This window comes from Cellulomonas avistercoris, assembly GCF_014836445.1.
Lineage (GTDB): Bacteria > Actinomycetota > Actinomycetes > Actinomycetales > Cellulomonadaceae > Cellulomonas > Cellulomonas avistercoris.
Genome location: NZ_JACSQV010000002.1, coordinates 362494 through 373236 on the forward strand (window position 1 = coordinate 362494; position 10743 = coordinate 373236).

The 10743-nt window shown below is 76.4% G+C and carries 11 protein-coding genes; 5 read left to right on the top strand and 6 right to left on the bottom strand.

The genetic code is table 11. The features are described 5' to 3' along the window. Positions 1-27: 27 nt before the first annotated feature. From H9657_RS03920 to H9657_RS03930, 3 genes are all read right to left on the bottom strand, one after another. The gene (locus H9657_RS03920) at positions 28-480 is read right to left on the bottom strand and encodes a GatB/YqeY domain-containing protein (RefSeq protein WP_191780512.1); all 453 of its coding nucleotides are present in this window, start codon (positions 478-480) and stop codon (positions 28-30) included. 172 nt (positions 481-652) lie between these two features. Beyond that, entirely contained in the window at positions 653-1780 is a 1128-nt protein-coding gene (locus tag H9657_RS03925; protein ID WP_191780514.1) for an iron-containing alcohol dehydrogenase, read from the bottom strand. 51 nt (positions 1781-1831) lie between these two features. After that, positions 1832-2179 carry a UBP-type zinc finger domain-containing protein gene (locus H9657_RS03930; protein WP_191780517.1) on the bottom strand — a complete coding sequence of 116 codons (348 nt, stop codon included), beginning with the start codon at positions 2177-2179 and terminating at the stop codon, positions 1832-1834. 270 nt (positions 2180-2449) lie between these two features. On the opposite strand from H9657_RS03930, the gene H9657_RS03935 reads away from it, so the two are divergent. From H9657_RS03935 to H9657_RS03950, 4 genes are read left to right on the top strand one after another with little or no spacing between them, the layout of a single operon-like run. Further along, complete coding sequence (locus tag H9657_RS03935; RefSeq protein ID WP_318241266.1) at positions 2450-3091, top strand: M15 family metallopeptidase; 642 nt, start codon at positions 2450-2452, stop codon at positions 3089-3091. Further along, on the top strand, positions 3088-4278 hold the full coding sequence (gene alr, locus H9657_RS03940; RefSeq protein ID WP_191780518.1) for an alanine racemase: 1191 nt from the start codon (positions 3088-3090) through the stop codon (positions 4276-4278). Before H9657_RS03935 ends, alr begins: the two co-directional genes overlap by 4 nt. Beyond that, positions 4275-5279: a D-alanine--D-alanine ligase family protein gene (locus H9657_RS03945; protein ID WP_318241267.1), complete on the top strand. Its 1005-nt coding sequence runs from the start codon at positions 4275-4277 to the stop codon at positions 5277-5279. Before alr ends, H9657_RS03945 begins: the two co-directional genes overlap by 4 nt. After that, positions 5276-6331, top strand: coding sequence for an acyltransferase family protein (locus H9657_RS03950; RefSeq protein ID WP_318241269.1), 1056 nt, complete (start codon positions 5276-5278; stop codon positions 6329-6331). The genes H9657_RS03945 and H9657_RS03950 overlap by 4 nt, the downstream gene beginning before the upstream one ends. A gap of 2 nt (positions 6332-6333) precedes the next feature. Here H9657_RS03950 and H9657_RS03955 read toward each other — a convergent pair whose 3' ends face one another. From H9657_RS03955 to H9657_RS03965, 3 genes are read right to left on the bottom strand one after another with little or no spacing between them, the layout of a single operon-like run. Next, complete coding sequence (locus H9657_RS03955) at positions 6334-6675, bottom strand: UBP-type zinc finger domain-containing protein (protein WP_191780520.1); 342 nt, start codon at positions 6673-6675, stop codon at positions 6334-6336. Then, on the bottom strand, positions 6672-8183 hold the full coding sequence (locus H9657_RS03960; RefSeq protein WP_318241270.1) for an ATP-binding protein: 1512 nt from the start codon (positions 8181-8183) through the stop codon (positions 6672-6674). Before H9657_RS03960 ends, H9657_RS03955 begins: the two co-directional genes overlap by 4 nt. Continuing rightward, positions 8180-9823, bottom strand: a complete 1644-nt coding sequence (locus H9657_RS03965) for an FAD-dependent oxidoreductase (RefSeq protein WP_225214537.1) — start codon at positions 9821-9823, stop codon at positions 8180-8182. The genes H9657_RS03960 and H9657_RS03965 overlap by 4 nt, the downstream gene beginning before the upstream one ends. Positions 9824-10161: 338 nt before the next feature. Between H9657_RS03965 and H9657_RS03970 the strand changes: the two genes are divergently transcribed. Beyond that, positions 10162-10656, top strand: coding sequence for a hypothetical protein (locus H9657_RS03970; protein WP_191780524.1), 495 nt, complete (start codon positions 10162-10164; stop codon positions 10654-10656). Positions 10657-10743 lie beyond the last annotated feature (87 nt).

The window sequence follows — 10743 nt, forward strand, 5'->3', positions numbered from 1 at the left end:
CGTCGGGGATGACGCGCGGGCGCCTCGTCAGCCCGCCAGGCGGGAGCGGACCAGGGTGCTCATCGCCCTGCCGTCGGCGCGGCCCTGCGCGCGGGCGTTCGCCTCCTTCATGACGGCGCCCATGTCCTTGAGCGACGACGCCCCGGTGTCCGCGACGACGGCGTCGACGAGCGCGGTGAGCTCGTCGTCGCTCAGGCGTGTCGGCAGGTACTCGTCGACGATCTCCGCCTCGGCGCTCTCCGTCGCGGCGCGCTCGGGGGCGCCCGCGTCGGTGTAGATCTGCGCCGACTCGCGACGCTTCTTCGACTCGCGGGCCAGGACCTTGAGGATCTCGTCCTCAGTGAGCTCGCGCTCGACGGTGCCGGCCTTGGCCTCGTGACGCACCGCACCGATGAGCTGGCGCAGGGTGCTCGTGCGCAGCGTGTCGCGGGCCTTGAGGGACGTGGTGAGGTCGGCGGTCAGTCGGTCGAGGGTGCTCATGTGCCCATCCTGCGGTGGTTCGACCGCGGACGCCCCCTCTTTCCGCGGCCCTGGTCACCGCCGACGGCCGTGCGCACCCGCCGAGACCGGGCTGGGTCGTCGACCGCGGCCCCGTCCGACGACTCAGCGCGGTCTCGACGATCGCGGGTCCCACGTCTTGGACAGGGGGCGGTCACCAGGACGCGGTGACGACCTCCGTCAGGTCGGCGGGTGTCAGCGTGACCGGGTTGCCGCGCATGGACGACGCGGCCAGGGCGTCGGCGACGACGGCCGGCACGTCGTCGTGCGACAGGCCCAGGGCTCCCAGACCCGGGACCTGCAGGGCGGCCACCAGGTCACCCAGCCACGCGACCGCGTCGTCCGCACGGGCACCGGCCCGCCCGGTGAGGGCGACGGCGGCGTCGTCGTAACGGGCCAGGCCCGGGCCGTCGGGGTCCGTCCGGCGCAGCGCCGTCACGTTCGCTGCCGTCGTCGCGGCCAGCACCGCGGCGCACACCTGCCCGTGCGGCGCCCCGAGACGCCCGCCCAGCGCGGCCGCGAGCCCGTGGACCGCACCGAGCCTCGCGTTCGCCAGCGCCATGCCCGACAGCAGCGCCGCGACGCTCAGGTCGGTGCGCGCGTCGACGTCGTCGCCGTGCTCGACGGCGCGCAGCAGGCTGCGGCCCGCGCGGACGAGCGCGTCACGGGCCAGCGGGTCGGTCAGCGGCATCGCGTGGGGCGTCGTGAAGGCCTCGAGGGCCTGCGTGAGGGCGTCCGCACCCGACGCGGCGGTCAGCGCCGGCGGGCAGCCCAGCGTGAGCAGCGGGTCGACGACCGCGACCGCCGGGAGCATCGCGCGGCCCCGCAGGCTGGCCTTCACTCCCCGCTCCGGGACGCGGACGGGCGCGTTCGCGGTCACCTCGGCACCGGTCCCGGCCGTGGTCGGCACGGCGACGACGGGCAGTGCGTCGTCCGGCAGCGGCAGCCCCCGACCGACGACCTCCAGGTGGTCGAGGACGTCCGTACCGCCGCGCGTCAGCACCGCGACGCACTTGGCGAGGTCCAGCACGGACCCGCCGCCCCAGCCCACGACGACGTCGGGGCGCAACTCCCGCGCGACGGCGACCGCGGCCCGCACGGCGTCCACGTCGGGCTCGCCACGGTGCCGGTGCACGGTCGCGCCCGCGAGCGCACCGACGTCCGCGGACCGCCCCGCGACCACGAGGACGCGGCGCCCGAGCCCCGCGACGAGCTCGGGGACCTGCGCGGCGGCCCCGGCTCCGAGGACGACGCGGCCGGCGGTGACGAAGGTGGCAACCATGCGTCGAGGCTAGGCCGCGCCGCGGTCGCACCGGGTGCGGGGGGCCACGGGTCAGGCGCGCAGGTGGTCGCGCCAGTCGGCCGGGACGCGGCCTGCGGGGCCGGGCGTCGGCTGGTCGACGGGGTGCGCGAGCGGCGGTGCGAGGTCCGGGCCGTGCGCGTACTCACCCGACTCGTAGTGCCACCACCAGTCCTCGCCCGGCTCGTAGGACCGCATCAGGGGGTGTCCCGTCGCCCGCCAGTGCCCGGTCGCGTGCTGGCCGGGCGAGCTGTCGCAGCAGCCGACGTGCCCGCAGGCGGCACACCTGCGCAGCGCCACCCACCAGCCGGACTCCTGCTCGCACTCGACGCAGCCGGGGCCGCTGGGCGGGACGGTCGGGTCGATCGCGGGAACGCTCATGACGCTCACCTCCGGGTGCCCGTCCAGTCTGCGCACGTCGGCGTCGTGTCCGCACCCGGTGCCGCGGCCCTCGGTCGACGTCCCCGGCCACGACCGGCGCGGGAGGCGTCCACCCCGCAGGGAGGTGCGTGTCAGCCCCCGGGTGGACGGCCCGGCCCGTGGTGCCCCGCCACGGGCGGACGGACCCCGCGGTGGCGTCCCCCCGCGACGCCCGCACGTCGAGACCCCGGGGGGAGCCGGGCGCCCCACGGCCGCGGTTAGCGTCGCTGCGTGCCTCTGATCAGCAACGACGTCGTGCTCCTGCATGATCCGCGGGTCGCGGCCGTCCCGGTCGTCGACAGCGGCGAACCCCTCGTCGTCGCGCGACTCCCCCGCCTGCACGTGAGTGGCGACCCGCAGGGTTCCCGTGTGCGGGCGACGGTGGCGCACCGCCTCCTGCGGGCGGACGCGGCCCTGCCCGCCGGGCTGCACCTGGCGCTCGCCGAGGGGTGGCGCAGCCCCGGCGCCCAGGCCGCGATCGTCGCGCGGTACGGGTCCCGCGTGCGCCTCGACCACCCCGGCGCGACGCCGGACGACGTCGAGCGGCTCACCAGCCGCTACGTCGCACCCGTCGCCGTCGCACCGCACGTCGCCGGCGCCGCCGTCGACGTGACCCTCGTCGACGGCACGGGCCGGGAGCTCGACCTCGGGTGCCCGCTGGACGCCACGCCGGAGGAGAGCGACGGTCGCTGCTTCACAGACGCACCCGTCCCGCCCGCCGCCCGGGCGCTGCGCACCGCGCTGTCGGAGGCGATGAGCGCGGCGGGGTTCGTCAACTACCCCACGGAGTGGTGGCACTGGAGCTTCGGGGACCGCTACTGGGCGCTCGTCACGGGCCGCCCCGCGGCGCTGTACGGACCGGTGGCGGCATGAGCACGACCGTCTGCCCGCCGGGGACGGCCCCGGTCACCCCGGTGGCCCGCACCCGGCCCGTCCTGACCGTGCGGCTCGACGCCGTCGCGCACAACACGCGCGTGCTGGCCGCGTCGGCACGGCGGCTCATGGCCGTCGTCAAGGCCGACGGCTTCGGCCTCGGTGCCGTCGACGTCGCACGCACCGCGCTCGCCCACGGGGCCCGGGCCCTGGGCGTCACGACGCTCGCCGAGGCGGTCGAGCTGCGCCTGGCGGGCGTGCGGGCGCCCGTCCTGAGCTGGCTCGACGCGCCGGGCGCCGACCTGTCCGACGCCGTCCTGCACGGCGTCGACGTCGCGGTGCCGAGCCTCGCGCACCTCGACGCGGCCGCGTCCGCCGCGCGACGGCTGGGCCGCGTCGTCGACGTCCACCTGTACCTCGACACCGGGACGGCGCGCGACGGCTGCCCGCCGGAGCTGTGGCCCGCCCTGTGCGCCGCGGCACGCCGCGCCGAGCTGGCCGGGACGGTGCGGGTCGTCGGCGTGATGGGCCACCTGGCCTGCGCCGCGGGGCTCGACGCCGCCGCCAACGCCGCCGCCACGGCCCGCTTCGTCCGCGGAGTCGCGCAGGCGCGTGCCGCCGGGCTGCGGCCGGTGCTGCGGCACCTCGGTGCCACCGCCGCCGTCCTCGGGCTGCCGGGCACGGCGTTCGACCTGTCGCGCGTCGGCGCGGGGCTGGTCGGCATCGACCCCACCGGCCGGTACCCCGTGCTGCGCGCCGCCGCGCAGGTGACGGCGCCCGTCGTGCAGGTACGCGACGTCGGCGCCGGGGTCGGCGTCGGGTACGACCACACGTACCGGACGACCGCGCGCACGCGGCTCGCGCTGCTGCCGCTGGGGTACGCCGACGGCCTGCCCGTCAGCGCGTCGGGACACGCGGAGGTCCTGGTCCACGGGCGGCGACGTCCGCTGGCCGGGCGCGTGTCGATGGACCAGGTCGTCGTCGACGTGGGCGACCTGCCCGTGCAGCCGGGCGACGTCGCCACGGTCATCGGCACCGGTGACGACCCCGCCCCCACGCTCACCGAGTGGGCCGGCTGGGCCGGCACCCTCCCGCACGAGCTGCTGACCGGCCTGGGGCGCCGGCTCGTGCGCCGCGTCGTGCCCGCGTCCCCCTGCCCGACCGACTTCCCCGAGGAGCACCCGTGACCACGTCCGACCTGCAGCACCGCCCCTGGTCCCTGACACCCGGCGCCGTGTGCCGTGTCGCCGTCGTGGGCGGTGGCGCCAACGCCGAGCACGACGTGTCGCTCGCGAGCGCCGCGGCGGTGCGCGAGGCCCTGGCCACGACGCATGACGTCGTGGCGCTCACCATCGCTCGCGACGGCACGTGGTCGGGTGACGGCGCCGCGCTGTCCTTCGCCGAGGCGGTCGCGCTCGTCGCGACGTGCGACGTGCTCCTGCCCGCGGTGCACGGTCCGCACGGCGAGGACGGGACGCTGGCCGCGCTCGCCGACCTGGCGGGCGTCGCGTGCGTCGGGTCCGGCGTGCGCGCCGGGGCGCTCGGCATGGACAAGTGGGTGACCAAGCTCGTGGCGGCCGCCGTGGGTGTCTCGGTCGCCGACGGCCGGGTCGTGCGGGACGTCGCCGAGGCGTCCGCCGACCCGGTCCTGCCCGCGGTCGTCAAGCCGGTGTCGTGCGGGTCCAGCCACGGCGTGCGCCGCGTCGACACGCCCGCCGAGCTCCGGGAGGCCGTCGCCGCGGCGCTCGAGCTCGACGACCGGGCGCTCGTGGAGGAGGTCGTGACGGGCCGTGAGATCGACGTCGCCGTGCTGCGCCGCGCCGACGGCACCACCGTGGTCTCCCCACCCCTCGAGATCGGGCACGCCGGCGCGGTCTTCGACACCGCCACGAAGTACGACGGCAGCGCGCGGTTCGTCGTCCCCGCGGCGCTCGACCCGGCGGACGCCGACCGCCTCGCAGCGGATGCGCGCGCGGTCGTCGACGCCCTCGGCTGCGAGGGCGTCGCGCGCGTGGACTTCTTCCTCACCGCCGACGGCCCGGTGCTCAACGAGGTCAACACGATGCCGGGCCTCACGGCGCACTCGCAGGTGCCGCAGATGTTCGCCGCCGTCGGCATGACCTACCCCGCGCTGGTGGCCGAGCTGGTGGCCGAGGCCCGGGTGCGGCACGCGTCGCGCACGTCGTGACGGCCCGCGTCGGCGCGTGGGACGCGCTGCGGGGCGTCGCGATCGCGCTCGTCATGCTGCGGCACGCCTGGCCCGAGGTGTTCCCCGGCGCGGGGGTCGTCGGCGTCGTCATGTTCTTCGCGCTGTCCGGGCACCTCATCACCGGGCTGCTGGTGGACGAGGCGGAGGCGACCGGCAGGCTCGACCTGCGCCGCTTCTGGTGGCGCCGCCTGCGACGGCTGGTGCCGGCGCTGGTCCTGCTCGTCGTCGGGTTCACCGTGGTGACGCTGACCCTGGACCCGCTGGGGGACGCGGGGACGCTCGGCCGGACCGTGGCGGTGTCGTTGACGTACACGGCGAACATCCCGTACGTCGGGCTCGTGGGGGTGAGCCCGGCGGTCTACCACCTGTGGACGCTGGCCACCGAGGAGCAGTTCTACCTGGTGTGGCCGCTGGTGGTGCTGCTCGCGGTGCGGGTGCGGCGGCTGCGCACCGGGCTCGTCCTCGCGGGCGTGGTGGCCGCGCTGCTGTGCGTGCTGACGGTCGTGTGGTTCCGCGCGGACCCCGACGCGGCGTACCCGCTGGCGACGTCGTGGCTCGGCTGCTTCGTGGTCGGCGCCGCGTCGCGGGTCACGCAGGACCGGTGGCCGCCGGGCGCGTCGGGGCCGCACGCGGTGACCGCCGCCGTCACGCTGCTCGCCGCCCTGACCGTCACGGACCTGCGCGGCCACGCCGCCACGTACCTGCTCGCCGGGCCCGCCGTCGCCGTCGCGACCGTCGTGCTCGTGCAGGCCGGGCGGCGGCACGTCGTCGTGCGGCACCGGTGGCGGCCGCTCGTCGCGCTCGGCACCGTCTCCTACGCCGCCTACCTGTGGAACTACCCGCTGACCCTCTGGCTGCGCCCCGCGCTCGGCGACGCCGCCGCGCTGGTCGCGCTGCCCGCGACGGTGCTGGCGGCCACCGCGAGCTGGTGGCTGGTGGAACGACCGGTGCTGCGAGCCGGTCGCCGGGGTGCGGACGGCGGTCGGCCCGCGCCCTCGTACCCGCCCGCGGACGCGACGCCGCGACGGTGACGTCAGGTGTGCAGGTGCTGCCGCCAGTCGGCGGGCACCCGGTCCGCCGGACCGGGTGCCGGCTGCGCGGCCGGGTGCGCCAGCGGCGGAGCCAGCTCCGGGCCGTCGCCGTACGCCTCCTGCGCGTAGTCCCACCACCAGTCCTCACCGGGCTCGTAGCTGCGCACCAGCGGGTGCCCCGTCGCGCGCCAGTGCGCGGTCGCGTGCTGCGACGGCGAGGAGTCGCAGCAGCCGACGTGCCCGCACGTCGCGCAGCGGCGCAGGTGGAACCACCAGCTGCCCGTGGCGTCGCACTCGACGCAGCCGGGGCCGCTGGGCGGGACGCTCGTGTCGATCGCGGTCACGCGGTCACCTCCGGGTCGCCGGCCGCAGCCGGGGCGTAGGGCAGACGGACGAGGAACCGGGTGTCCCCCGGCGTCGAGCGCACGGACAGGTCGCCGTGGTGCTTGGTGACGACGATGCGCCACGCGATGTCGAGGCCCAGCCCGGTGCCCGACCCGACCGGCTTGGTCGTGAAGAACGGCTCGAACACGCGGTCCAGGACGTCGGACGGGATGCCGGGGCCCGTGTCGGCGACCTCGACCTCGAGCCAGTCGTCGACGCGCCGCGTCGTGACGGTCAGCGTGCCGTGCCCCTCCATGGCCTGCGCGGCGTTGTCGACGAGGTTGGTCCACACCTGGTTGAGCTCGGCGCCGTACACGTGCACGGGTGGCAGCGTGCGGTCGTAGGCGCGCACCACCTCGACGCCGTCGAGCCGCCGCTCCAGCATCGTCAGCGTCGAGTCGAGCAGCTCGTGCACGTCGAGCGTCTGGTCGGGCGCCCGGCCGATCTGCGAGTACTGCTTGGCCGCGCCGACGAGGGAGGAGATGCGCGACGTCGCGTCCTCGACGTCGTTCATGAGCTGCTCGGTCTCCAGCGCGTACGACAGCCACCGGACCGCACCCTCGAGGATGCCGGGCGCGACGGCGTCCGCGACGCGGTCGAGCCACGGCGGGTCCAGCCGGGCCGTCACGAACGTCGGTGCCAGGTCCCAGCCGCCGACGATCCCGTGCCCGTCGAGCCAGTCCGCGACCGCGTCCTCGGCGTCGGTCCGCTCGAGCGCGGTCGGCGGCGTCGGCGCACCGGGGGCGCGGGACTTGGCCAGCGACTCGACCGCCTGCTCCTGCAGGTCGACGAGCGTCCCGAGCGTCGTCGCGTCGTACGGGCCGTCGGCGATCATCGCGAGCTTGTGACGCATGCCGGCGACGCGCTCGCGCAGCGCCGCGGTCGCCCGGTTCGCGGCGGCCGCGGGGTTGTTGAGCTCGTGCGTCAGCCCGGCCGACAGCGCACCGAGCGCGAGCAGCCGCTCGCGCTGCCCGACCGCCTGCTGCGTCGCGCGCTGCCCGACGAACAGCCCCTCCAGCAGGTGCACCGCCATGGGGAACCACGCCGTCATGAGCTCGGCGAAGTCCGTGGCCGGGAGCGCGTAGAACCGCGACGGCGCCAGCACGCGCATCGTGTGCGGGTAGCGCTGCGGCGTGCGGTCGCCCAGGTACGCGGACGTCGCACCGCCGTAGACGCCCCGCTGCGACGTGCGCGACACCTCGACGTCGTCCGTCCCGACGCGCCGCGACAGCGCGACGGTGCCGTCCAGCAGCACCCAGAACCAGTCCGCGGGCTCACCCTCGACGTACAGGGGCCCGGGCTCGCGGTGCTCGACGTGCCCGTGGCGGCACAGCCAGCGCAACTGGTCGTCGTCGAGCTGCTCGAAGAGGAACAGCGTGCGCAGCTCCTCGATGTCGCAGGGCAGCGCGTCGGCGGGGCGCTCGGGACCCTCCGGACGCGGCTCGGGGGTGTCGGCAGGTGTGCTCACAGCTGCTCCAGGTAGCGGTGGACGAGCATGACGGCCATCGCGCCCTCGCCCACGGCGGACGCGACGCGCTTGGCGGACTCGGCGCGCACGTCGCCGGCCGCGAACACCCCCGGGACGCTCGTCTCGAGGTGGTAGGGCGGGCGGTCGAGCGGCCACCCGGCCGGCGGGCGCCCGTCGCTGAGCAGGTCCGGCCCGGACTGCACGAACCCGCGCGCGTCGCGGTGCACCGTGCCGTCGAGCCACCCGGTCAGCGGCGCGGCACCGATGAAGACGAACAGCCACCCGGTGGCGACCGTCTCCTTGTCGCCCGTGTCGGTGCGGCGCAGCACGACCTGCTCGAGGTGCTCGTCGCCCAGCGCCTCGACCACCTCGGTGCACGTCAGCACGCGGATGCGCGGGTGGGCCTCGACCTGCTCCACGAGGTAGTGCGACATCGAGCGGCGCAGGTCGTCGGAGCGGACCACGAGCGTCACCGACCGTGCGTCGCGGGCGAGGTACATGGCGGCCTGACCTGCGGAGTTGGCGCCGCCGACCACGTGCACGTCGTGGTCGCGGCACGCGGGCGCCTCGGTGAGCGCCGAGCCGTAGAAGACGCCGCGGCCCGTGAGCGTGCCGAGCCCCGGCCCGGCGAGCTCGCGGTACGACACGCCGTTGGCCAGGATCACGCAGTGCGCCGCGAGCGTGCTGCCGTCGGCGAACCGCACGGCCCGCGCGGACCCGTTGACGTCGAGCCCGCACGCGTCGCGCGTCATGACGATCTCGGCGCCGAAGCGCTGCGCCTGGCGCCGCGCGCGGTCGGTCAGCTGGGCGCCGGAGACGCCGTCGGGGAAGCCCAGGTAGTTCTCGATGCGCGAGCTCTGCCCCGCCTGCCCACCCGTCGCGGTGCGCTCCACGAGCGCGGTGCGCAGCCCCTCGGACGCGCCGTACAGCGCTGCGCTGAGGCCCGCGGGCCCGCCGCCGACGACCACGAGGTCGTAGAAGTCCTCGGCCGGCTGCACCTCGAGGCCGACGCGCGCGGCGATCGTCGCGTCGTCGGGCTCGACGAGGACCTCGCCGTCGGTCGTCACGACGACGGGCAGGCGCTCGGCGTCGACGCCCGCGGCCTCCAGCAGGCGCGTGCCCTCCGGCGAGTCCGACGCGAACCACCGGTACGGCACCTGGTTGCGGGCCAGGAACTCGCGCACCTGCGACGAGCGCGCCGACCACCGGTGCCCCACCACCTTGGGCCCGTGCACGGTCGACGGCGCGGTGGCCCGCCACGCGTCGAGCTGCGCGTCGACCACCGGGTACAGCTTCTCCTCCGGCGGGTCCCACGGCTTGAGCAGGTAGTGGTCGAGGTCGACGACGTTCACGGCGTCGATGGCCGCGTCGGTGTCCGCGTACGCGGTCAGGAGCACGCGGCGCGCCGCCGGGAACAGGTCCATCGCCTGCTCGAGGAACTCGATGCCGCTCATGCCGGGCATGCGGTGGTCGGCCAGCAGCACCGCCACCTGCTCGCCGCGGAGCTTGAGCTCGCGGCAGACGTCGAGCGCCTCGGGCCCGGACTCGGCGCGCACCACGCGGTACTGCGCGCCGTACCGGCGGCGCAGGTCACGTGCCACGGCGCGCGAGACGGCGGCGTCGTCGTCGACGGTGAGCAACGCCGGTCGGGGTGCTGCGGGTCGGGGTGCTGCGTCTGGTGCCACACGGACCTCCGGGCCGGGCGATCACGACGCGGACAGTCTGCTCCCGCACGCCCCCGGGTGTCACTGCCTACCCCGGCTCAGCGGCCTCCGGGAGGCCCGGGGCGCGAAGTGGTCGGATCCGGGTGGTGCTCGGCGCCAAGTGGTCACATGTGCGACCACTTCCGGCGGGGGGCCGGCGGGGCGGGGGGCCAGCGCGGGGCGGCGGCCCGCCGTCCGCGCGCACCCGCCGTCGGACCGCGCCATGCTGGGGGCACGGTCGCCGGGGGCGTGACCAGCAGCGGAAGGCGGAACCCATGACGAGCAGGCGCCGGACCATCCCCACCACCGCCGTCACCGTGGCGGTGCTCGCGGTGCTCCTCGTCGGGTGCGGCGGCAGCGCCGACCCGGCAGGCAGCACCGGGCCGGACGGCAGCGCGTCCTCGACCGCCGCCGACCCCACGCCGCAGGCCACGTCGCGCGACGCGGTCCCGTCCGTCGCCGAGACGACGTTCCCCGGCGCACCCGACGGCGTGTCGGGCGAGGAGACGGTCGTGGTCGTGGGCGACGACGCGCGCCACGTCCAGGTCGTCACGTTCGGCAGCAGCACGTGCCCCGTCGTGCCCACGGACATCGCGTGGGACGAGGCCGCCCAGGTGCTGCGCATCACCCTGAGCGACCCCACGGCCTACGACGGCGTCTGCACCATGGACATGGTGCCCACGACGAGCGTCGTCGAGATCCCGCAGGAGGCGCCGGACGCCGCGGGACTCGCGGTCGAGCTCGACGGACGGGGCGTCCGGGTCGAGTAGTCCGCGCCGTCGAGCAGTCCTCGCCGGACGGCGTCCGACGACGGCGACGGGTGGGACGACGAAGGCCCGGCACCACCGGTGCCGGGC